Source organism: Nonomuraea sp. NPDC049129 (assembly GCF_040648495.1).
In the GTDB taxonomy this organism is placed as follows: domain Bacteria; phylum Actinomycetota; class Actinomycetes; order Streptosporangiales; family Streptosporangiaceae; genus Nonomuraea.
The window spans coordinates 238,915-259,494 of sequence record NZ_JBEZDU010000008.1 but is presented as its reverse complement, the minus strand read 5'-3'; the positions used below and the strand labels follow the sequence as shown (position 1 = coordinate 259,494).

Here is a 20,580-nt window from a genome sequence, read left to right as displayed (position 1 = left end):
CGCGTGACCCTTCACGAGGGCTGTGACCCTTCATCGAGGGCCCGGGCGCCTCCCGAAGGCCACGACTTGAGCTGGCGGGACAGGAAGCCGCGGATCAGCTGTTTGGCCGCCTCGATGATCTCCGGCGCGCCGTCCGGATCGCGGCGGAAGGCCAGCTTCAGCACGGCGTCGCCCGCTTCGACCGCGACCAGCACGGCCATGTCGAGCTCCTGGCTGTCGGCCAGCCCGAACTCCTTCAGCAGCAGCCCGCGCAGCCGCCCGGCGATCACCATGTTGTTGTCGGAGTCGGAGTCGAGCAGGTTGAGGTCGACCACGTCGCCGAAGCGCAGATTCCTGAACCCGGGCACGCTCCGGTGCATGTCGACGAACTCGTCGATGATCGCGTCGACCGCCTCCCACCAGCCGCGGTAGTCCTCTTCGAGGAACCGGCGGCCGACCCGGGAGACGAACTGCTCGACGTTGCGCCGGGTCAGCTCCTGCGTGATGGCCCGCTTGTCGGGAAAGAACTGGTAGACCGACCCGATCGCGACGCCGGCTCTCTCGGCGATGCGGGTGGTGGAGAGCCCTTCGTAGCCGATCTCGTCGAGCAGCTCGGCGGTCGCGTCGAGCATCCGCTCGACGCGGCGGGCACTGCGGCGCTGCGTCGGCTGCCGCCGGAGCGGTTTGGGCGCCGCGCAGCCGTCTTCAATCATCGGGGAGGACACGTGCTCCATCTTCCCCCCAAGTGCACGATCGTTACCTGGCGAATGGCGGATTTCTCGTGACGCCGGTCACTCTCGCGAACCGGCGCAGCGCTCCCGGCGAGATCCTCGACAGCGCGTAACCGATCTTCCCTTCCGCGTTGACCGGCACAACGGCCTGGTCACGGTGTACGGCCCGGAGGATATGAGCGGCGACGCGCTCGGGCGGGTAGCCGCGGCGGGCCAGCCCTTGTTCGGCCGAGTCCCTCATGTCCGGTCCGACGTACGTGGCGTTGTGCGCGATGGGCGTGGACACGAAACCGGGGCAGATCACGCTGACCCCGATGCCCTGTCCGGCCAGCTCCGCTCTCAGGCAGTCGCTCAGCATCTTCACCGCCGCCTTCGAGGTCGAGTAGGCGGGCAGCAGCCGCGACGGTACGAACGCGGCCAGCGAGGCGATGTTGATGATGTGGCCGCCTTCTCCGCGTTCGACCATCTGGGCGGCGAACAGCCGGCAGCCGTGGATGACGCCCCACAGGTTGACGTCGAGGGTTCTGCGCCAGTCGTCGACCGAGTGGTCGAGGAACGGCCCGCTGACCGCGATCCCGGCATTGTTCACCACAATGTCCGGCACTCCATACTCAGTGCGGATATTTCTGGCGAAGTCTTCCATCTGGGTAGTGTCGGCGACATCGACTCGTACGGCGTGTGCCGTACCGCCGAAGTCCTTGGCGATGCCGTCAGCCGTACGAGCCGCCGCCTCGCGATCGAGGTCCGCGCAGACCACCTCGGCGCCGTGCGCCGCGAAGGCCCGCGCGGTGGCGCGCCCGATGCCGCTGCCCGCGCCGGTGATCACCACCAATTGCCCGTCGAACGCCTTGCGTCCCTCCTCGACGCGGGCCCCGCGCAGGCTCCTGGTGGGCGCGCCGCCATCGGCGTGGGTGGCGAACTCGGCGATCATCCTGGCGATGACGTCGGGGTGACTGCGCTGGACCCAGTGCCCGGCCGCGATCTTGCGATGCCAGAACCTGGGAACCCCCTCCCCCAGCGAGGCCAGCAGCGCCGGGCCGACGAACGGATCTCGCGTCGCCTCGATGAGCTGAACGGGCACGGCAACGTGGTCGGGCACGTCGCCGCTGGGATGGCCGCCCATGTTGCTCCGGTAGAGGTGCAGTCCGTTGCGGGCATCGCTTCTCAGGGTGTCGGCCGGGTGGCCCGGTCTGGGTTCGAGGCCCTCGTCCCGCCGCATCGACCGCTCCAGGACCCGGGGCATGAACGTGCTCCAGGCCAGCTCGGGCAGCACTGGGAGCCGGAAGGCGCCGATGTACCAGGACCTGACCGCCTGCGCCAGGACGTCGCGCCGCCTGCCGTGCCGCATGAAGTGGCGTGCCTGCGCGAGACCCGGACCGCCGAAGCTGGTGAAGGAGGCGATGCGATCCCGGATGCCGGGACGGGACACGGCGTCCCAGCCCTGCAGCGAGCCCCAGTCGTGCCCGACCAGGTGGACCCTGGGCTTGCCGATCGCGTCGAGCACCGCCGCCAGGTCGGCCGCCAGCCGGTGGAAGGCGTAGTCACCGGCATGGCGTGGGGCCGTCGAGGCGCCCGCACCGCGTACGTCATAGCGGACCACCTGGAAGCGGTCACGCAGCCGCTCGGCGACCTCGTCCCAGACCCGGTGCGTGTCCGGATAACCGTGGACGAGCACGATCGTGGGGTCGCCGGGATCGCCTTCCTCGAAGACCGCCAGCCGTACGTCATCGGACTCGACCCAGCGCATGGCGACCTCCTATTGGACGTGGAGTCCAATGATAGATCTCGTCAAGGGCGGGCTGCCAGCCCCGTACAGGATCGCAGGGCCCGCCAGTCGGCCACCGCCTGTGTCTTGGCCGTGCCCGTCATCGGGATCGGTATACCCCCCTGGATGGTGGCGGGCGTCCACTGGTCCTTGAGCACCTTGCGGCCCTTGATGGTGAGCGTCAGTACGCCGGTCCTGCCGGTGGTGCCGGGCGTGGAGTTGTAGAAGACGAAGTTGCCCAGGCCGTAGCTGACGTAGCCGTTGCCGATGTACCCGGCGCCGAGCAGGATGTGCGCGTGCCCGCCGACCACGACGTCGGCGCCCGCCTTGACCAGCTTCGGGCCGAGCGCGAGCTGCGCCGGGTTGGGGCACTTCTGCATCTCGGTGCCCCAGTGCAGGTGCACGATGACGGTGTCGGAGTTCTTGCGTGCCTGCCGTACGGCCTGGAGCAGGCGATCCTCGTCCTTGGCCGACGCGAGCCCGCCCTTGTCGGACGTAGCCGTCCAGGCCTGGACGAACTCGGCGTCGAGCACCTGCGTGGCCCCGATGATGGAGACGCGGTTGCCGTTGACGGTCTTCCTGTACGGCTTGTAGGCCTGGGTGGAGTTCGCCCCGATGCCCACGATCGGGAACTTGCTCCGCTTGATCGCCGCCAGCGAGTCGGCGAGCCCGGTCTCCATGTAGTCCATGCCGTGGTTGTTGGCCATCGACGCCACGTCGACGCCGGCGGCCTTCAGCGCGCCGAACGCCGTCTCGGGCGCCCGGAATGTGTACTGCTTGCCGGGTGCGGGCGTGCCACCCGTGGTGATCGCCGTCTCCAGGTTGACCATCGCCAGGTCGGACGAGCGCAGCACCTGCGCGATCGGTCCGAGCGCCGTGCGCGGCGCGGCGAGCCGGTTACGAAGCCCGCCCTCGAAGTGCACGTCCCCGCCGAACGAGATCGTGTACGGCTTCCGGGCGGGGGCGGCGGGGGTGGTTTTGACGGACGCGTCCTTCGGTTTCTCCGCCGCCTGTTCGCTCTTCGGCGGCTGCTCCGACTCGGCCGCCGAGCACGCGGCGGCCGAGGCCAGCATCACGGCGAGGGGCGCCGCGAGAAGGGGGCGGGGGACTCTCATGTGCGGCTACTTCCGCTCGATCCTGACTTTCAGCCATCGAGCATGCCATGAGCGGATGAATCGCGCGCGGCCTAGGGGCGCTGACCTTCGGTCATGAGGCCGGTCATGAGGCCGAGGCACCGCAGGGTCACGGCGAGGCAGCGCCGGCCGTAGAGCGGGGTCACGACATCGAGGCAGCGCCGGCCGTGGAGCGGGGTCACGACATCGAGGCAGCGCCGGCCATGAGGCGGGTCATGGCGTCGAGGCACCGCTGGTCCTGCGGCGAGTAGACGATCATGCGGGTCTCCGGCGCCGAGGAGAGGTGGAAGCTGGTCGTGCTGAAGCCGATCCGGCCCATCTCACGGTGCTCGTACGTCTTCACCCGCGGCCCGGGCTCGGCCACGTCCTGCCTGGCCCACAGCCTGGCGAACTCGGCGCTCTCCGCGGCGAGCCGCCGGACGAAGTCCTGCCAGCACGGGTCGTCGGTGTGGCGGCTGTAGGCACCCCTGAAGACGGCGACGGCGCGCGGCAGCTCATGGTCGCGGTTGACGAGCATGGTCGTCCATGAAGGGCTGACGAACGTCTGCCAGAGCGAGTTGCGCTCGCCCTCCGGGGCGTCGACGATCTCGGGGAAGATCGTCGCGTAGGCGGGGTTCCAGGCCAGCACGTCGCAGCGGCTGTTGGTGATGCACGCGGGCATGGCGCCGAGCTGGTCGAGTATGGCCTGCATCTCCGGCGTCACCGGGGTGGAGCCGGCCAGGACGGGTGTGCCCGGCTGGCCCGCCAGCCGGTAGAGATGCTCCCGCTCGGCGGTGTCGAGCCGGAGCGTACGCGAGATCGCGTCGAGCACCTGGCTGCTGGCGTTGATCGGCCGTCCCTGCTCCAGCCACGTGTACCAGGTGACGCCCACCCCGGCGAGCTGGGCGACCTCCTCACGGCGCAGGCCGGGAGTGCGCCTGCGGGGCCCGGGCGCCAGATCGACCATCTCGGGGGTGATCCGCTCGCGCCGGGTGCGCAGGAACGCCGACAAATCGGAGCGCCTTGCCTCTGTCACGGTCACCCCTTCACTATGGTGGAGCGGGCGTAAGCCATCCAGGTGCTGTTAATACCAGTATAAAGGGGCTCTCGTTACTGGTACTGGTTTGCCGCCAGACTCTATCTATGACCCAATCTGCCCATCTTGCTCCCCCGATCCCGGCCGTACAGCCGGAGAAGGGCAAGGCCAGCGGGCTGCTCCTCGCGATCATCCTCGTAGGACAGTTCCTGGCCATCCTGAACGTCAACATCGTCAACGTGGCCACCCCGACCATCGAGGCCGATCTGCACTCATCAGGTGCCGGGCTGCAGATGATCGTGGCGGGATACACCATCGTCTACGCCGTCCTGTTGATCACCGGCGCCCGGCTCGGCGACCTGCTCGGCTACCGCAAGGCCTTCCTCGCCGGGCTCGCCTTTTTCACGATCACCACGCTGGCCGCGGGGCTCGCGCCCACGACCGGCACGCTGGTCGCCGCCCGGCTCGCCCAGGGCGCCGGGGCCGCGCTGATGATGCCCCAGGTCATGACGCTGATCCAGCGAAACTACCAGGGCGCGGCCAGAGGCCGGGCGCTGGGCCTGTGGTCGGCGGTGGTGAGCGGTGGCATCGTGGTCGGCCAGGCGCTCGGCGGGATCCTGCTCGGGCTCGGCGCCGGCTGGCGGATCGTCTTCCTCGTGCTGGTGCCGATCGGCGCGCTGCTGTTGATCGCGGGGCTTCGGGTGCTCCCCGCCGACCATGGTGGCGGCCAGGGCGGGCTCGACCCGTGGGGCCTGGTGAGCCTGTCGGCCGCCGTGCTGCTGTTCGTGGTGCCGCTCGTGCTGGGCAGGGACCTCGGCTGGCCGCTGTGGGGCTGGGCCTCGATGACGCTGAGCGCGGTGGTCTTCGTGGCGTTCGTCCGTGTCGAGCGTTGGGTGACGGGCCGCGGCGGGCGCCCGCTGGTCAACGCGGGCGTGCTGCGCGCCCCCGGCATGCGGCCGGGGCTCGCCGTGCTACTGCTCGGGCCGGCCACCTGGGGCGCGTTCCTGTTCACCTCGGCGCTGCACCTCCAGGGTGACCTGCGCCTGTCGCCGCTGGCCTCGGGCATGATGCTGGTGCCGTGCGCGCTGGCGTTCGCGCTCGTGGGGCTCTGCTGGCCGCTGCTGCCGCCCGGTCTGCAGCGCTCGCTCGTGCCCTTCGGCTACGTGGTGGCCGCGCCGGCCTACCTGGGCCTCGGCCTCGCCTCCGGAGGCGGCATCCTGTACGCGGTCATGAGCGCGCTCATCGGCGCCGGGCTCGGCGTGCAGGTCGCGGTGACCAACATGGCGACCCAGCAGGTGGACGACGTCTACGCCGCCGACGCGAGCGGGGCGCTCCTCACGGTGATGCAGCTCGGTCAGGTGATCGGAGTGTCGACTGTCGGCACGCTGTTCATCTCCTTGAGCCAGGGCGGGGGCACCGGCTCCGCCTCGATGGCGACCGCCGTGGCGCTCGCGGCGCTGGCCGTACTGGCCGGGGTGAGCTCGATCTTCCTGGTACGGCGCCGCTGAGACTCTTCTTGGTACGGCCCGACCGAGACCTGTACCAGTCCTTTACTTGAATCATTCAGGTTTAGCACTAGCGTGTCCGGATATGGGGGACAACGACCTAATTCGCCAGGCAGGGCTGCGGGTGACCGCAGCCCGCTTGGCGATCATGCGGACCGTGCGCGAAGGCGACCACCTCGAGGTGGAAGCCGTTCACCGCGGCGTGCTCGACCGTGTGGGTCAGGTGTCCCTTCAGGCCGTCTACGACTCGCTGCACGCGCTGCACCAGGCCGGACTGCTCCGCAAGATCGAACCCATGGGCAGTCCGGCGCGCTACGAGGCCAGGGTGGGTGACAACCACCACCACCTGGTCTGCCGGCGCTGCGGTGCCATGACCGACGTCGACTGCGCGACCGGGCTCGCCCCGTGTCTGGTGCCCGTCGACGCGGCCGGATACGTCGTGGACGAAGCCGACGTCACCTACTGGGGCGTCTGCCCGAGCTGTCAACGATGATTTTCGGAGGACCGCGCTGATGACGAACAGGCCTATCTCCACCGACGACGCCGGCATTCCCGCGCCGAGCGACGAGCACTCGCTCTCCGTCGGCCCCAACGGCCCACTTCTTATGCAGGATCACTATCTGATCCAGAAAATGGCGCACTTCAACCGGGAACGTGTTCCCGAGCGCGTCGTACACGCCAAAGGCGGCGGCGCCCACGGTGTCATGCGGATCACCGAGGACGTCAGCCAGTTCACCAAGGCCGGCCTCTTCCAGAAGGGCAAGGAGACCCCGCTCTTCCTGCGCTTCTCGACCGTCGCCGGCGAACTCGGCAGCCCCGACACCGCCCGCGACCCACGCGGGTTCGCGATCAAGTTCTACACCGAAGAGGGCAACTACGACCTCGTCGGCAACAACACCCCGATCTTCTTCATCCGCGACCCGCAGAAGTTCTCCGACTTCATCCACAGCCAGAAGCGCCGGGCCGACACCCACCTGCGGGACAACAACATGCAGTGGGACTTCTGGACCCTGTCGCCGGAGTCGGCGCACCAGGTCACGTTCCTCATGACCGACCGCGGCATCCCCGCCTCGTGGCGGAACATGCATGGCTTCGGCTCGCACACCTTCCTCTGGTACAACGCCGGAGGTCAGAAGTTCTGGGTGAAGTACCACTTCAGGACCGAGCAGGGCATCAAGAACTACACGGGCGAAGAGGCGGCCGCGCTGCTCGTCGACCCCGACCACCACATCCGCGACCTGCACACGGCCATCGAGGCGGGCGACCATCCGTCGTGGAAGGTGAACGTGCAGATCATGCCGTTCGAGGCCGCGGCCGACTACCGCTTCAACCCGTTCGATCTGACCAAGGTGTGGCCGCACGAGGACTACCCCGAGATCACGATCGGCCGGTTCACCCTGAACCGCAACCCGCGCAACTACTTCGCGGAGGTGGAGCAGGCGGGCTTCGAGCCGTCGAACCTGGTGCCCGGCATCGGCGCCTCACCGGACAAGATGCTGCAGGGCCGCCTGTTCTCCTACCCCGACACGCACCGCTACCGGATCGGCCCCAACTACCTGCAGCTGCCGATCAACCAGCCGCGGGCCGCGGTCAATTCCTACAACTTCGACGGTCCGATGACCTTCAGCAACTCGCAGGACCCGGTGTACGCCCCCAATAGCGTCAACGGCCCGGCGGCGGACCCGGCGTTGTACGCGGGCGAGAACTACCAGGTGGCAGGCGAGATCATCCGGTCCGCGTACACCAAGCACGCGGAGGACGACGACTACGTCCAGCCGCGCGCCCTCTGGGAGAACGTGCTGTCAGAAACGGACCGCGCGCACCTGGTGAGCAACATCGTCGGGCACGCCTCGGCCCCCGAGGTCACCTCGGAGATGAAGCAGCGCGTCGTGGAGTACTGGAACAACATCCACAAGGACCTGGGCCAGGGCGTCTCCCACGGCCTCGGCCTCTCCTGACGCCGCACGTGAAACAGCCCGCGCCCATGTGCGGCGCGGGCTGTTCCCGTTGTGGGCGGTCCAAATGGAGGGCAGAGGGCTCTTCGGCTGGAGTCGTCAGACCGTACTCCGCGATTGAGGACTGATCCCCTGCTTCGAACCTGGTGTGGCTAGTTGATCTCCAACGCGGTTCAGGCCAAGATATGAAGATCTTCAGATCTCGCGTACAAGGTCGAACTGGAGTGCGTGGCGGCCCTGATGGTGTTGTGCCAGCAACCTGCCAGGGCCGTTTTTCATGAAGCGGTAGCGGCAAGCGAGGTCAGGTCGAACTCGCCATCGCGGACCCCGGCCGTAAAGGCGGCCCATTCACTCGGCGTGAAGACCAGGACGGGACCGTCCTGCTCCTTGCCGTCCCTCAAAGCGACGTTTCCGTCGGCAAGGGGTGCGACTTCGACGCAGCTGCTCGCGCCGTTGCAGAAGCTGCTCTTCTGCCAGGTCGCTACCACGGGATCGATGTACATTTTCTCCCCAAACGGGCGAAAGGGGCACCATTGCCCCTTGTTGTGATCTTTGTCGCTAGCCCCGCCACATCATGGCCTTGCGCTGGATGAGGACACGTGACTCGTCCTCGTCAAGCGCTTGGGACTCGATGTAGTCGAAGGCCGTCTCATATCCGGCTACACGTTCGAGGTCTTCGACGAAGTTGGCCGTGTAGAGCTGCTCCAGGTATACAACATCGTCGAATTCCGCGAACTTCAGATGGATGAACGCCCCCGTGTTGACGGGGTGCACCGCATCCGTCGCCAGTATCTGCACACTGACGTGCGGTAACAGCGACATCTCCAGGAGATGCTCCATCTGCGCACGCATGACCGAGGGCTCACCGAAACGACGCATCAGCGCCGGCTCGTCGAGCACGAAACGTAGCTGGGACGGCTGTGGGCGATGCAACACCCGCTGCTGCCGATCCAGGCGCGCCTCGACCCGGCTCCGGACACCGCTGTGCGTGATCCGTGAGATGCCACGGACGGAAAGGACGACCTCCCGTGCGTAGTCCTCAGTCTGGAGGAGACCAGGCACGATCTGGGGTTCCCAGTTGCGCTGGAAGGTCGCCTCCGCTTCCAGCCCGAGGAATCTTGTGTATTCCTCCGGGAGGGCGTCTTCGTAATCTTCCCACCACCCACGCTGATCCGCATCCCTCAGCAGGGCGAAGAGTTCGTCACGTTTCTCACTGTCGATCTTGTAGAGCTCTGCCAATGCCTTGATGTCCTCGGCACTTGGCATGGTCTTGGCCGCTTCGATCCGGCTGATCTTGCTGGGACTCCAGCCCAGATCGCCGGCCGCTCTGGCTCCCGTCAGCTTCCTTCGCTCGCGGAGGAGGCGTAGCTCCTGACCGAGTCTGAGCCTGCGAACAGTCGGACTGCCCTGCTGCGATGGCACCGTCCACTCTCCTCGTCGGGAATGAAGGTGAAGGTGAAACGGGGAAAGGTCACTTAGCCGTTCGGCCAATCTTACACTGCAACTTGCACGAGCACTGCCACTGAGGCTTGCCGTAAGGGTTTCACGGAGTGAGCTTAAGGGGCAAGAGGGGGCCCAACCCGGAGCGGGACGGCAGCCGACGACCTCCCTGAACCGCTCATGCGCCAGGAGCGCCTAACAGTTGACGTGCAAGTTGCACCGCAAAATATCAAGCAAGGTCCGAAGAAAACTAAATCTTCTCTTGCTGAATGTATTGCACCAGGCCCATCCGGGAGAGACGATCGAGCCCTGGAAGGTAACCGACGGATGGGGGGCCGAGATGACGACATGGCCTACCACACCGGGCCTACCGCTCTTCATCGCTGGCGGCCACGCGGGCCGCACCTCCGGCAACGTCGCCGTCCCGGATTTGAATCTCTGCCCCAGGGAGGCCGCTTGCCGGAAGGACCCCGCACGCATCTGACTGACCACAGCGCATGTCGCTCATTCGAGCGCGCAGAAACACCAAGAAGCCGGACCCAGGCTGACCACCTATTAGCCGCTCAAAAGGGCTGCCACCCTGCGGCGCCACCGGTCATCAGCCTGCGATCCGGCGAAAGAACCCACCTCGAGTAATGCCGCGAAAGAGGTGTTCCATGTACTCACAAGGTACCAAGGGACTCAGCCGAATCAAGACCCGGATCCGGGAACTCATGGCATGGGCGGATCGAGAAATCTGCATGGAGCCGGATGAGTTCGCCTACCGGCGCGGCTGGACCGTCGACAAGATCGGATTCGGCGCTCGTCGCTACCGCGACCCCCGATTCGACCAGCTCACGATCCCCTCCCGAATCGCCGAGGAGGTGTCCTGAGATGTCGAGGAACCCGCGCAACCAGATCTACCCCGCCAACGAGGACCTGCCGCCCACCCGTACCGGCCTGCTGGCCAGGCTCTGGCGGATTCGTACCGAGTTGCTGCTGATCGGGGCGCTCAGCCTGTTCGTGCTGACCCTCCTGGGCGCCACCCAGCAGGGCCGGTGGTGGCCGTTCATCATGCTGACCAGCGCGATCTCCGCGCCCGCGGTGACCAGGACCGGTCGCAACTGGGTGATGGCGCACTTCTGGTGCGTGGCGTCCAGGCACCGGCTGCAGAAGACCTGCCTGGAGACCACCATGCACACCCGCGCGGGCCGGATCCCGCTGGTGTTGTGGATCACGCCCACGCGTACGGGCGAGAAGGCCCTGGTGATGACCAGGGCGGGCATCTCCGCCGCGGAGTTCGAGGCGTACGCCGAGGAGATCGCGGCGGCGTGCTGGGCCAGGAGCGCCAACGTCTACCGGCACCGCAAATGGGCGCACCTGCTGATCGTGGAGATCGTCCGGCGTGAGGAGCTGCCCGGCGCCGTCTCCCCCGGACTCGACCGGCTCTACGGCCGCGCCTGGGCCTCTCTGAGGACCGACCTCGAGGAGCCCCCTGATCTGGCCAGGCCGTTCGCCCTGCCGCAGGTCGGCTGACTGCCTGCCCATGACCTGGGGAGTGGCGGCTCGGGCCTGGGCCGAACGCTCCCCAGTGCAAGCCCCGGAGACCGCGGGGGCTCCGGGGCTTCCCCATATGTGTCGTACGAGCAAAGATGAGTTCCACCGACGAACTCAGGAGCCGTGATGACGTCGACCGTTCACCGGACCTGTCCCCTGTGCGAGGCCGTGTGCGGCCTGACACTCACCCTCGACGAGGGCGGGCACGTGACGAGCGTGCGGGGCGACAAGGAGGACCCGTTCAGCAAGGGCTTCATCTGCCCCAAGGGCGCCAGCCTGGGCCGCCTGGACGAGGACCCCGACCGGCTGCGCAAGCCGCTGATCAGGGAGGGCGAGCTCTGGCGCGAGGTCGGCTGGGACGAGGCGTTCGCCGCCGTCAAGCAGGGCCTCGACCAGGTCACGGAGCGGCACGGCCGCCAGTCGGTCGGCGTCTATCTCGGCAACCCCAACGTGCACAACATGGCGGGCCAGCTCTACGGCACGCCGCTGCTCAAGTCCCTCGGCACCCGCAACATCTTCTCGGCCAGCACCGCCGACCAGATGCCCAAGCACGTCGCCAGCGGACTGATGTTCGGCCATCCGCTCGCCGTCCCGGTGCCGGACCTCGACCGGACCGACTACCTGCTCATGCTGGGCGCCAACCCGTTGGAGTCCAACGGCTCGCTGTGCACCGCGCCCGACTTCCCCGGCCGGCTCAAGGCGCTGCGCGCCCGCGGCGGCCGGCTCGTCGTGGTCGATCCCCGCCGCACCAGGACCGCCGGACTGGCCGACGAGCACGTGTTCGTACGTCCGGGCACCGACGCCTACCTGCTCTTCGGGATCACGCACACGCTCTTCGCCGAGGACCTGACCACGGTGTCCCATGAGGTCAACGGCCTGGAGGAGTTACGCGAAGCGGCCAAGCACTTCCCGCCCGAGGTGGTGTCCCGCCGCACCGGCGTGCCCGCCGAGGTGATCGTCCGGCTGGCCAGGGAGCTGGCGGCGGCCAGGACGGCGGCCGTCTACGCCAGGATCGGCACGTGTACGGCCGAGTTCGGCACGCTGGCCCAGTGGCTGGTGGACGTGCTCAACGTGCTGACCGGCAACCTCGACCGGCCCGGCGGCGCCATGTTCGCCAAACCCGCCACCGAGTTCGGCCTGGCCCGCCGCCCCTACACCGTGGGCCGGTGGAAGAGCCGGGTCAGGGGCCTGCCCGAGGCCAACGGCGAGTTGCCGGTCGCCACGCTCGCCGACGAGATCGAGACGCCCGGTGACGGGCAGATCCGGTTCCTCCTCACCGTGGCCGGCAATCCGGTGCTCTCCGCGCCACACGGCACCCGGCTCGACGCGGCCCTCGAGCGGCTCGACTTCATGATCAGCGTCGACCCCTACCTGAACGAGACCACCAAGCACGCGAACGTCATCCTGCCGCCGCCGCGGGCCCTCCAGTCGGGGCACTACGACTTCGCCCTGCTCAACTTCGCGGTGCGCAACTACGCCCGCTACTCGCCGCCGTCGCTGCCGCTGGACGGGCAGCCGTCGGAGGCGCAGATCCTGGCCCGGCTGACCATGATCGCCTCCGGGCTGGAAGGCGATCTCGACGAGTTCGTCCTCGACCAGATGCTGCGCAAGGCGGTCGGCCTGCCGGGCTCGGGCGTGGAGGGGCGCGACGTGGCCGAGCTGCGGGCCGCGCTCGAAGGCGATTGCGGGGCCGAGCGACGGCTCGACCTGATGCTCAAGCTGGGCCCGTACGGAGAGTGGACGGGCAAGGGCGACCTGTCGCTGCGCAAGCTGCTCGACAACCCGCACGGGCTGGATCTCGGGCCGCTGGAGCCCCGGCTGGGCGAGGTGCTGAGGACCGCCTCCGGGGTGATCGAGCTCGCGCCACCGCAGCTCATCGAGGACGTGGAGCGGCTGCGCGCCGGGCTGGAGCAGGAGCCGCCGGAGATCGTCCTGATCGGGCGGCGCCACCTGCGCTCCAACAACAGCTGGCTGCACAACGTGGGCCCGCTGGTCGGCGGCAGCAACACCTGCACGCTCCAGATCAACCCGGCCGACGTGGCCAGGCTCGGGCTGGACGGGGAGGCCCTGGTCCGCTCGGCCACGGGGGAGCTCAGAGTGCCGCTCGAACCCACCGACACGATCATGCCGGGCGTGGTCAGCCTGCCCCACGGCTGGGGACACGCGGGCAGCGCTCAGCTGATCGCCGCCGAACACGCCGGGGTGAGCGCGAACATACTGACCGATGAGTCGACAATCGACGTTCCGTCGGGAAATGCCGTGTTCAATGGGGTTCCGGTGACGATTTTGCCAACCGGGGTGATCACCGCACATTAAGGTGTCGCGCGTGACTATCGCACCAGAAGAGGACCGCCTGACCGCCCAGATCGCCTTCGCCGTCGAGATCGACAAGTTGAAGCGGATCATCCGCCGCAACCATCTCATGGACGGCTCACGGCGAGAGAACGACGCAGAGCACTCCTGGTACGTAGGCATGCTGGCCATGGTCCTAGCCGAGCACGCGCCACCCGACACCGACATCCAACGGGTGGTGTCCATGCTGCTCGTGCACGACCTGGTCGAGATCGACGCCGGTGACACCTTCATCTACGACACGGCCGCGGTGGCCGCCCAGCCCGCAGCGGAACGGGCCGCCGCGGACCGCATCTTCGCGTTGCTCCCGGGTGAGCAGGGGGCGGCGATGCGGGCACTCTGGGATGAGTTCGAGGCCAGGGAGACGCCGGAGGCGAAGTTCGCCCGAGCGCTCGACCGCTTCGCGCCGATCCTGGCCAACCATCACACGGAGGGCGGCACCTGGCCGCTGTTCAAGGTGACGGCCGCGCAGGTCAAGGAGAAGGTACGGCTCATCGAGGACGGCTCGCCGTCGCTCGGGGCGTACGCGCTCGAGCTGGTCGAGCTCTCCATCGCCAGGGGCCACCTGTCCGAGTGATGCCCTTATGGCCGGGGTAGGGGACTTGTCGTGAAAGAGAAAGTACGAGCGAGAAGGCGGCAGTCGCGGCGTTTCGTGGGGCCGGTCGACCTGGCCGACCGGCTCGAGAGGTCCAAAGCCATGGACGAGCCGATCCGAGTGCTGGCCAAGGCCATACGCAAGGGGATCCGGCCGGGACGGCTGCGCGACTGGCTGCACGGCGTGCCCACGGGCAAACCGCTGCACCCGCCGCTCGCCACCTTCAGCCTGGGCTGCTGGACGTCTACCGCGGTGCTCGACTGGACCAGCACCGATCCCCGGGCCGCGCGACTCCTGCTGGCCACGGGCATCGGCAGCGCGCTGCCCACCGCGGCCGCCGGCCTGACCGACTGGTCGTCTCTCCATCGCGAGCAGCAGCGTGTCGGGTTCGTCCACATGCTGTCGAACGTGACCGCGCTGGGGCTCTTCTCCGCCTCGCTCCTGGCCCGGCTGCGCGGGAACGAGCGCGCCGGCAAGATGCTGACCATCGCCGGTCTGAGCGTCGGCGGTCTCGGCGCCTACCTGGGCGGGAATCTGGCCTATCGGCAGGCGGCGGGCGCCAACCACGCGCCCCAGGTCACCCATCTCGTACCGTTGGGCTGGCACGACCTTTGCCTGGTCAACGACCTGCCTCAGGGTCGCCCCGTGTCGCGGCGGCTCGGTTACATCCAGCTCTTCGTGCTGCGGCACAGCTCGGGCGTCACCGTGCTCGCCGACCGGTGCTCGCACCTCGCGGGCCCCCTCCACCAGGGCCGGCTCGTCGTGGAGAACGGCGAGGCGTGCGTGGTCTGCCCCTGGCACGGCAGCACGTTCCGGCTGGTAGACGGGTCTGTCAAGCACGGTCCGGCGACCGCGCCCGCGCCGACTTTCGAGACCCGGATCCGCAGCGACGGCACGCTCCAGGTACGGCCGAGCATGACCTGAGCAGCTCTACGTACGGCCGAGCATGGCCTGGACACCGCTTGACCTGAACATTGGTTGAAGTTCTACGGTCCGTCCATGAGCAGAATTCTGGTGACCGGCGCGACCGGCAACGTAGGCAAGCACGTGGTCTCCCAACTGGCCGGGGCGGGCCTCCAGGTCCGCGCCCTGGTCCGCGACCCGGACCGGGCGAAACTCCCGGAAGGGGTCGAGGCGGTCAAGGGCGACCTGTCCGTCCCCGAGACCCTGGAACCGGCGCTGAAGGACGTCGAATCCGTTTTCCTGATCTGGCCCGGCTTCGCCGCCGAGACCGCCCGGGACGTGGTGGAGGTCATCGCCGCCCACGCGCGCCGGGTCGTCTACCTGTCGGCCGACGTCGAGGATCTGGCCGATGGTGAATCGCCGACGCTGTTCCACCAAGAGGTGGAACGCCTGATCAGGCACACCGGCCTGAGCTGGACGTTCCTCCGGCCCGTGGGTTTCGCGGCCAACACGCTCGGCTGGGCCGACCAGGTCAGGCAGGGCGTGGTGCGCTGGCCGTACGGGGAGGCGCGCAGGTCGTTGATCCACGAGAAGGACATCGCGGCGGTGGCCGTGCACGTGCTCACCTCGGCCGGGCACGGCGGGGGCAAGTACGTCCTCAGCGGGCCCGAACAGCTGTCACAGGCCGAACAGGCGCGGATCATCGGCGAGGCGGTCGGCCGGGAGGTCCGGTGGGTGGAGCTGCCGCTGGACGTCGCCCGCGAGCAACTGCTGGCCGCGTGGGGCGACGCCCGGTTCGTGGACGGCGCGCTCGCGGGCTGGGGCGCGTTCGTGGACACGCCGGAGCGGATCACGGACACGGTCCCGAAGCTCCTCGGCCGCCCCGCGCTGACCTTCCGTCAGTGGGCCACCGACCACGCAGACGACTTCCGCTGACTCAGCCCTCGTCGGCCGGATGTTCCACCAGGGCCAGGATCCGGCTGGACATGAACCGCGCCGTACGCACCGCGGTGCCGCTCCTGGTCACCTCACTGACCTCGACCAGCCCCCGCCGCGTGGCCACCTCGACACGGCGGCCCGCGCGGGTGGCGGCGATCTCGTAGGTGCGCGGGGATGAGTCGCCCGCGTCGATGACGATCTCCACCCGATCACCCTTCATGTACGGATTTATACCCAGAATGCCTGGTATTTATCCGTACACCAGTTTGATAATCGCCACGATCCCCACACACACGATGATGCCCCGCAGCACCGGAGCCGGGATGCGGCGACCGACCTTGGCCCCGACGAACCCACCCACCGTGGCGCCCAGCGCCACCGCCAGCACCGCCCACCAATCCACGTGGGCGATGAAGACGAACAGCACGGCCGCGGTGCCGTTGACGATCAGGGAGAGCACGTTCTTGGCCGCGTTCACCCGCTGCAGGGGTTCGGTCAGGAAGCTGCCGAGCAGCCCGATCAACAGCACGCCCTGGGCCGCGCCGAAGTAGCCGCCGTAGATTCCCGCCCCCAGCACGCCGAGCCAGAGCAGCACCCCGCCGTGGGGATCGTCGTTCTCGCGCCGGGCCGACAGCCAGCCGTTGAGCTTGGGCTGCACCACGACCAGTACGCAGGCCAGCCCGATCAGCACCGGGACCACGACCTGGAAGACCCTCGGGTCGAGGAACAGCAGCAGGATCCCGCCGATCAGCGAGCCGATCGCCGAGGCGGGCCCGAGGCGCAGCAGCCGTTCGCGCTGCCCGGCGAGCTCGGCGCGGTAGCCGTACGCGCCGGTGAAGGAGCCGGGCACCAGGCCGATGTTGTTGGAGACGTTCGCCACGACCGGGTCGATGCCGACGGCCACGAGCGTGGGAAAGGTGATCAGCGAGCCCGACCCGACCACCGCGTTGATGGCTCCGGCCGCGACCCCCGCCGCGAACACCGCGACCGCCTCCCACACTGTCATCCGACAGAGCTTAGAGGCGGATCCTTTCCCGGCTACCGGTCGGGGTCATCCTTGGGCGGCGAGAAGAGACCGCCCAGATTCTCCAGTGCCCGGCCCATCTCCGACGGGACGATCCAGATCTTGTTGGCGTCACCCTTGGCGATCTCGGGGAGCATCTGCAGGTATTGGTAGGCGAGCAGCCGCTGGTCCGGTTTGCCCTCGTGGATGGCCTTGAACACCATCCCGATCGCGTCGGCCTGCCCCTTGGCCCGCATGGCCTGAGCCTCAGCCTCCGCCTGGGCGCGCAGCACGGCAGCCTCCGCCTCGCCACGGGCGCGCAGGACTGCCGCCTGCTGCTCACCTTCGGCCGTCAGGATGGCCGCCTGCCGCTGCCCCTCCGCGGCCAGCACCGCGGCCCGCTTGTCGCGGTCGGCGCGCATCTGCTTCTCCATCGAGTCCTGGATGGAGGACGGCGGGTCGATGGCCTTGAGCTCGACCCGGTTGACCCGGATGCCCCACTTGCCGGTCGCCTCGTCGAGCACGCCGCGCAGCTCGGTGTTGATCTCCTCGCGGGAGGTCAGCGTGCTCTCCAGGTCCATGCCGCCGACCACGTTACGCAGCGTGGTGACGGTCAGCTGCTCGACGCCGACCAGGAAGTTGGCGATCTCGTACGTGGCCGCCTTCGGATTGGTCACCTGGAAGTAGATGACGGTGTCGATCGAGACCACCAGGTTGTCGGAGGTGATCACCGGCTGTGGCGGGAACGAGACGACCTGCTCGCGGAGGTCGATCAGATCCTTGATCCGGTCAACGAACGGCACCACCAGGTTGAGCCCCGGCTTCAGCGTGCGGTGATAGCGGCCGAGCCGCTCGATGATCGCCGCGGTCGCCTGGGGGATGATACGGACCGTCCGCGTCACCCCGAACCCCACCGCGGCGACGACGACGATGGCGACGATGAGCTGCTCCGTGGACATGCCAACGCTCCGAGGCCGAGGGAATCGCCTTCGTAAATGCTAATGGTCGTTCAGCGGATTGACGCGATCTAGTGCGCGCGGGCGTAGCAACGTCTAGTGCGCGCGGGCGTACCAGCGCCCTTCGGCGCTGCGATCGAGCGTCAGCGGCACCCCGAACGTCTGCGACAGGTTGTCGGCCGTCATCACGTGCTCCAGCGGCCCCTGGGCCACGACCGAGCCGTGCTTGAGCAGCAGCCCGTGGGTGAACCCGTTGGGCACCTCCTCCACGTGATGCGTGACCAGCACCAGCGTGGGTGAGCGGAGGTCGTTGGCGAGGACCGACAGCCGGCGTACGAGGTCCTCCCGGCCGCCCAGGTCGAGCCCGGCCGCCGGCTCGTCCAGCAGCAGCATCTCGGGATCGGGCATCAGCGCACGGGCGATCTGCACCCGTTTACGCTCACCCTCGGACAGAGTGCCGAACCTGCGCCTGATCAGATGCGCGGCACCCATCATGTCGATCAGCTCGACGGCCCTGGTGACATCGTTGGAGTCGTACTCCTCGGTCCAGCGGCCCATGATCGCGTAGGACGCCGTCAGGACCAGGTCGATGACCTTCTCCTCCGGCGGAATGCGCTCGGCCAGCGCGGCGCTCGCCAGGCCGATGCGGGGCCGCAGGTCGAAGACGTCGGCCTGACCCAGCCGCTCGCCGAGCACCTCCACGATCCCCTCGCTCGGATAGAGCAGCGTCGCCGCGACCTGCAACAAGGTCGTTTTGCCCGCTCCGTTCGGCCCGATGACGACCCAGCGCTCGTCCTCGTTGACCGTCCAGTCGATGCCGCGCAACAGGGCTGCTCCGTCGCGCCGGACGGCGACGTCCTGGAGCCGCAGCACCTGACCACCCATCCCCGTATCCCTCCTTTAGGAGTAACGCTCGGGACAAACCTATTGCAGGGCGAGCGCATATCGTGGATCGGTGCCTCCTGAATCACCTGTCTCTCCTCCGCTGGTCGCCTGGGGCAACGCCTGGCTCGCCGGTCACGTCGGTCTCGACGAGGCCGTGGACCGGGTCGAAGCCGCCGCAGGTCCAGCCGTCGTGGGCCCCGCCGCGAGCCCTGCCGTGGATCCCGTCGTGGGCCCCGTCGTGGGCGATCTGCCGTTGCGTGCCTACCTCGCCGAGCTGCGATCCGGCGGGCTGACCGAGCTCCGGCTCGCGCTGCCCGCACCCGGCGACCCGCTTGGGCTCTCCGGACCGCCCGCCTTCAACGCGGCCGCGGTGGAGGCCGGTCAGGCGGTCATCGCGGTGCTCTCCGGCCACTGCCTCGGGCTCGTGCCCTCGCCCGACCTGCGCGGGTCGTCCTATGTGGGGGTACGCCTGGCCGTACACCCCTCGGGGCCCGTACGCCTGGACCTGCCCTCGGTGGCCGAGGCGGAGCGGGAGCTGTCGATCGCGATGCGGTCGGCGACAGACGCGCTGGCCTCGGTCGACGGCCCCGCACCGGAGCGGCCCGACCGGCTGGGACGGCTCGGTGGCGAGCTGGCCCCCGGCTATCCGGGACGGGCGCACCGCGTCTCCACCCTGGCCACGCGGCTGGCCGCGGTGCTACGGGCGGCCGACGAGAGAGGGCTCACCTCGGGGCAGATCGCGGCGAGCGGCGAGGCCCTGCGGGAGCTCGACCGCGCGGTACGCCGCGCCCTCGTAGCGGCGCACCACTCCATCTTCGAGCCGGTCAGGCCATAGCCGCACGCGGGTTTCCGTAACGGTCAGGCGGCGGCCGTGACTTCCCTCACGCGAGACCTCCTCAGGTAGACCGCGAGGGCGCCCGCGCACAGGACGGCCAGCAGGAGCGTGGTCGGCAGGCCGGTGAAGGGTCCGGCCAGCGCCGCCTCCCCGGCCAGCGGGCTCGCCTTCGGCTGGCTCAGCAGGAGCACGGCCATGTCCGGCAGCCGCTGCCCTGGCACAGCCACCACGAAGGCGTAGGTGGCCAGCCAGAGCGGGGTCGCGTGGAACGCCATGGCCGCCCACAGACTGCGCCCGGTCAGCGTGAGCAGCGCCGCCAGCACCGACCAGAGCACCAGGTTGGTCGCGAGCACCCAGTGGAAGGTGTGCAGCGGCGCGATCAGCATCAGTGGCCCGACGAAGTGGAAGAGCGCGAACGCCGCGGACGACACGGCGATGCCCGCGGGCACACCCCACCGCGCGCCGGCGCTCTGCAGGATCCAGCCCCGGTAGAGGATCTCCTCGATGGCGATCATGACGACCCTGGCCAGGTAGGCCACGGGCAGCAGGTAGAGCAGGGCGAAGTTCCACCGCGATCCGTCCACGCGCAGGTTGCCCGTGGCGTACTGCAGGGCCAGCCAGCCCGCGATGAAGGCCGCGCCCAGGCCGAAGCCGATCAGGTGCTGCCGCCAGGCGCCGCGGCTCCAGGTGAGGCCGAGCGAGACGAACGGGCGCTTCTCGTAGAACCGCGTCCAGAGCCACAGCAGCACGAAGATCGGCGCGTGCTGGATCACGTTCGTCAGCAGCAGCAGGACCGCGAAGAGCGGGCCCGACTGCCTGCCGGGGAAGAGCATGCCGAGAGGCAGCAGGAGCGCCATTCCGATGACGATCCCCGCGGCGTAGATCAATTGCGCCAGCAGGACCGTCACGAGCGGATGGGTGCCGCGTTTCCCGGCCGTCGAAGCATTGACGAAAGCGTTGTTCATTTCACCGAACGTAAAGATCGGCCGAGCCGGGCGAATCCTGCCCCAGACCGATCACGGCCTGTCTTCGTATGTGTCGCAGGTCATGTTC

General features: G+C 68.5%; 21 protein-coding genes. 10 read left to right on the top strand and 11 right to left on the bottom strand.

Going from position 1 to position 20,580, the window contains the following annotated elements:
- Positions 1-11: 11 nt before the first annotated feature.
- The 4 genes from AB0B64_RS26760 to AB0B64_RS26745 all read right to left on the bottom strand — a co-directional run bounded on the left by AB0B64_RS26760 (position 12) and on the right by AB0B64_RS26745 (position 4,623).
- Positions 12-692: a TetR family transcriptional regulator gene (locus AB0B64_RS26760; protein ID WP_358180684.1), complete on the bottom strand. Its 681-nt coding sequence runs from the start codon at positions 690-692 to the stop codon at positions 12-14.
- A gap of 43 nt (positions 693-735) precedes the next feature.
- Positions 736-2,457: an SDR family oxidoreductase gene (locus tag AB0B64_RS26755; RefSeq protein ID WP_357954583.1), complete on the bottom strand. Its 1,722-nt coding sequence runs from the start codon at positions 2,455-2,457 to the stop codon at positions 736-738.
- A gap of 41 nt (positions 2,458-2,498) precedes the next feature.
- Positions 2,499-3,590 (bottom strand): CapA family protein, encoded by a 1,092-nt coding sequence (locus tag AB0B64_RS26750; RefSeq protein WP_358180376.1) that lies wholly within the window; start codon positions 3,588-3,590, stop codon positions 2,499-2,501.
- Positions 3,591-3,786: 196 nt separating this feature from the next.
- Complete coding sequence (locus AB0B64_RS26745; RefSeq protein ID WP_357954579.1) at positions 3,787-4,623, bottom strand: helix-turn-helix transcriptional regulator; 837 nt, start codon at positions 4,621-4,623, stop codon at positions 3,787-3,789.
- Between the two features lie 107 nt (positions 4,624-4,730).
- Here AB0B64_RS26745 and AB0B64_RS26740 point away from each other — a divergent pair, with 107 nt between their 5' ends.
- The 3 genes from AB0B64_RS26740 (at position 4,731) to AB0B64_RS26730 (ending at position 8,086) form a co-directional block, all read left to right on the top strand.
- Entirely contained in the window at positions 4,731-6,131 is a 1,401-nt protein-coding gene (locus AB0B64_RS26740) for an MFS transporter (RefSeq protein WP_358180373.1), read from the top strand.
- Positions 6,132-6,213: 82 nt separating this feature from the next.
- A complete protein-coding gene (locus AB0B64_RS26735; protein WP_357954575.1) occupies positions 6,214-6,621 on the top strand; it encodes a Fur family transcriptional regulator in 408 nt (135 codons plus the stop codon).
- Between the two features lie 19 nt (positions 6,622-6,640).
- Positions 6,641-8,086, top strand: coding sequence for a catalase (locus tag AB0B64_RS26730; protein WP_357954573.1), 1,446 nt, complete (start codon positions 6,641-6,643; stop codon positions 8,084-8,086).
- A 272-nt stretch (positions 8,087-8,358) separates the two neighbouring features.
- Here the strand turns inward: AB0B64_RS26730 and AB0B64_RS26725 are convergent, their stop codons facing one another.
- Positions 8,359-8,586, bottom strand: a complete 228-nt coding sequence (locus tag AB0B64_RS26725) for a DUF397 domain-containing protein (RefSeq protein WP_357954571.1) — start codon at positions 8,584-8,586, stop codon at positions 8,359-8,361.
- A 55-nt stretch (positions 8,587-8,641) separates the two neighbouring features.
- The gene (locus AB0B64_RS26720; protein ID WP_357954569.1) at positions 8,642-9,505 is read right to left on the bottom strand and encodes a helix-turn-helix transcriptional regulator; all 864 of its coding nucleotides are present in this window, start codon (positions 9,503-9,505) and stop codon (positions 8,642-8,644) included.
- A 758-nt stretch (positions 9,506-10,263) separates the two neighbouring features.
- Here AB0B64_RS26720 and AB0B64_RS26715 point away from each other — a divergent pair.
- The 6 genes from AB0B64_RS26715 to AB0B64_RS26690 all read left to right on the top strand — a co-directional run bounded on the left by AB0B64_RS26715 (position 10,264) and on the right by AB0B64_RS26690 (position 15,845).
- Entirely contained in the window at positions 10,264-10,395 is a 132-nt protein-coding gene (locus tag AB0B64_RS26715; protein WP_357954567.1) for a hypothetical protein, read from the top strand.
- Between the two features lies 1 nt (position 10,396).
- Positions 10,397-11,038: a hypothetical protein gene (locus tag AB0B64_RS26710; protein ID WP_357954565.1), complete on the top strand. Its 642-nt coding sequence runs from the start codon at positions 10,397-10,399 to the stop codon at positions 11,036-11,038.
- Positions 11,039-11,185: 147 nt separating this feature from the next.
- Positions 11,186-13,375 (top strand): molybdopterin-dependent oxidoreductase, encoded by a 2,190-nt coding sequence (locus tag AB0B64_RS26705; protein ID WP_358180370.1) that lies wholly within the window; start codon positions 11,186-11,188, stop codon positions 13,373-13,375.
- 1 nt (position 13,376) lies between these two features.
- Positions 13,377-13,988, top strand: coding sequence for an HD domain-containing protein (locus AB0B64_RS26700; protein WP_357954561.1), 612 nt, complete (start codon positions 13,377-13,379; stop codon positions 13,986-13,988).
- 120 nt (positions 13,989-14,108) lie between these two features.
- Complete coding sequence (locus AB0B64_RS26695; RefSeq protein ID WP_358180367.1) at positions 14,109-14,930, top strand: Rieske 2Fe-2S domain-containing protein; 822 nt, start codon at positions 14,109-14,111, stop codon at positions 14,928-14,930.
- Between the two features lie 75 nt (positions 14,931-15,005).
- Positions 15,006-15,845, top strand: coding sequence for an NAD(P)H-binding protein (locus AB0B64_RS26690; protein WP_358180364.1), 840 nt, complete (start codon positions 15,006-15,008; stop codon positions 15,843-15,845).
- Position 15,846: 1 nt separating this feature from the next.
- On the opposite strand, the gene AB0B64_RS26685 is transcribed toward AB0B64_RS26690, so the two are convergent.
- From AB0B64_RS26685 to AB0B64_RS26670, 4 genes are all read right to left on the bottom strand, one after another.
- Positions 15,847-16,068, bottom strand: a complete 222-nt coding sequence (locus tag AB0B64_RS26685) for a hypothetical protein (protein WP_358180362.1) — start codon at positions 16,066-16,068, stop codon at positions 15,847-15,849.
- A 30-nt stretch (positions 16,069-16,098) separates the two neighbouring features.
- Positions 16,099-16,854: a sulfite exporter TauE/SafE family protein gene (locus AB0B64_RS26680; protein WP_357954553.1), complete on the bottom strand. Its 756-nt coding sequence runs from the start codon at positions 16,852-16,854 to the stop codon at positions 16,099-16,101.
- A gap of 32 nt (positions 16,855-16,886) precedes the next feature.
- Positions 16,887-17,810, bottom strand: a complete 924-nt coding sequence (locus AB0B64_RS26675; protein WP_357954550.1) for an SPFH domain-containing protein — start codon at positions 17,808-17,810, stop codon at positions 16,887-16,889.
- A 93-nt stretch (positions 17,811-17,903) separates the two neighbouring features.
- Positions 17,904-18,692 carry an ABC transporter ATP-binding protein gene (locus AB0B64_RS26670; RefSeq protein ID WP_225299059.1) on the bottom strand — a complete coding sequence of 263 codons (789 nt, stop codon included), beginning with the start codon at positions 18,690-18,692 and terminating at the stop codon, positions 17,904-17,906.
- Between the two features lie 70 nt (positions 18,693-18,762).
- On the opposite strand from AB0B64_RS26670, the gene AB0B64_RS26665 reads away from it, so the two are divergent.
- Positions 18,763-19,527, top strand: coding sequence for a hypothetical protein (locus AB0B64_RS26665; RefSeq protein ID WP_358180360.1), 765 nt, complete (start codon positions 18,763-18,765; stop codon positions 19,525-19,527).
- 23 nt (positions 19,528-19,550) lie between these two features.
- Here AB0B64_RS26665 and AB0B64_RS26660 read toward each other — a convergent pair whose 3' ends face one another.
- Positions 19,551-20,492 carry a CPBP family intramembrane glutamic endopeptidase gene (locus tag AB0B64_RS26660; protein ID WP_358180357.1) on the bottom strand — a complete coding sequence of 314 codons (942 nt, stop codon included), beginning with the start codon at positions 20,490-20,492 and terminating at the stop codon, positions 19,551-19,553.
- Between the last annotated feature and the right edge of the window lie 88 nt (positions 20,493-20,580).

Coding starts and splice junctions, on each gene's coding strand:
- AB0B64_RS26760 (WP_358180684.1), bottom strand. CDS start 692: ATGATTGAAGACGGCTGCGCGGCGCCCAAACCGCTCCGGCGGCAGCCG.
- AB0B64_RS26755 (WP_357954583.1), bottom strand. CDS start 2,457: ATGCGCTGGGTCGAGTCCGATGACGTACGGCTGGCGGTCTTCGAGGAA.
- AB0B64_RS26750 (WP_358180376.1), bottom strand. CDS start 3,590: ATGAGAGTCCCCCGCCCCCTTCTCGCGGCGCCCCTCGCCGTGATGCTG.
- AB0B64_RS26740 (WP_358180373.1), top strand. CDS start 4,731: ATGACCCAATCTGCCCATCTTGCTCCCCCGATCCCGGCCGTACAGCCG.
- AB0B64_RS26735 (WP_357954575.1), top strand. CDS start 6,214: ATGGGGGACAACGACCTAATTCGCCAGGCAGGGCTGCGGGTGACCGCA.
- AB0B64_RS26730 (WP_357954573.1), top strand. CDS start 6,641: ATGACGAACAGGCCTATCTCCACCGACGACGCCGGCATTCCCGCGCCG.
- AB0B64_RS26725 (WP_357954571.1), bottom strand. CDS start 8,586: ATGTACATCGATCCCGTGGTAGCGACCTGGCAGAAGAGCAGCTTCTGC.
- AB0B64_RS26715 (WP_357954567.1), top strand. CDS start 10,264: ATGGAGCCGGATGAGTTCGCCTACCGGCGCGGCTGGACCGTCGACAAG.
- AB0B64_RS26710 (WP_357954565.1), top strand. CDS start 10,397: ATGTCGAGGAACCCGCGCAACCAGATCTACCCCGCCAACGAGGACCTG.
- AB0B64_RS26705 (WP_358180370.1), top strand. CDS start 11,186: ATGACGTCGACCGTTCACCGGACCTGTCCCCTGTGCGAGGCCGTGTGC.
- AB0B64_RS26695 (WP_358180367.1), top strand. CDS start 14,109: ATGGACGAGCCGATCCGAGTGCTGGCCAAGGCCATACGCAAGGGGATC.
- AB0B64_RS26690 (WP_358180364.1), top strand. CDS start 15,006: ATGAGCAGAATTCTGGTGACCGGCGCGACCGGCAACGTAGGCAAGCAC.
- AB0B64_RS26685 (WP_358180362.1), bottom strand. CDS start 16,068: ATGAAGGGTGATCGGGTGGAGATCGTCATCGACGCGGGCGACTCATCC.
- AB0B64_RS26680 (WP_357954553.1), bottom strand. CDS start 16,854: ATGACAGTGTGGGAGGCGGTCGCGGTGTTCGCGGCGGGGGTCGCGGCC.
- AB0B64_RS26675 (WP_357954550.1), bottom strand. CDS start 17,810: ATGTCCACGGAGCAGCTCATCGTCGCCATCGTCGTCGTCGCCGCGGTG.
- AB0B64_RS26670 (WP_225299059.1), bottom strand. CDS start 18,692: ATGGGTGGTCAGGTGCTGCGGCTCCAGGACGTCGCCGTCCGGCGCGAC.
- AB0B64_RS26660 (WP_358180357.1), bottom strand. CDS start 20,492: ATGAACAACGCTTTCGTCAATGCTTCGACGGCCGGGAAACGCGGCACC.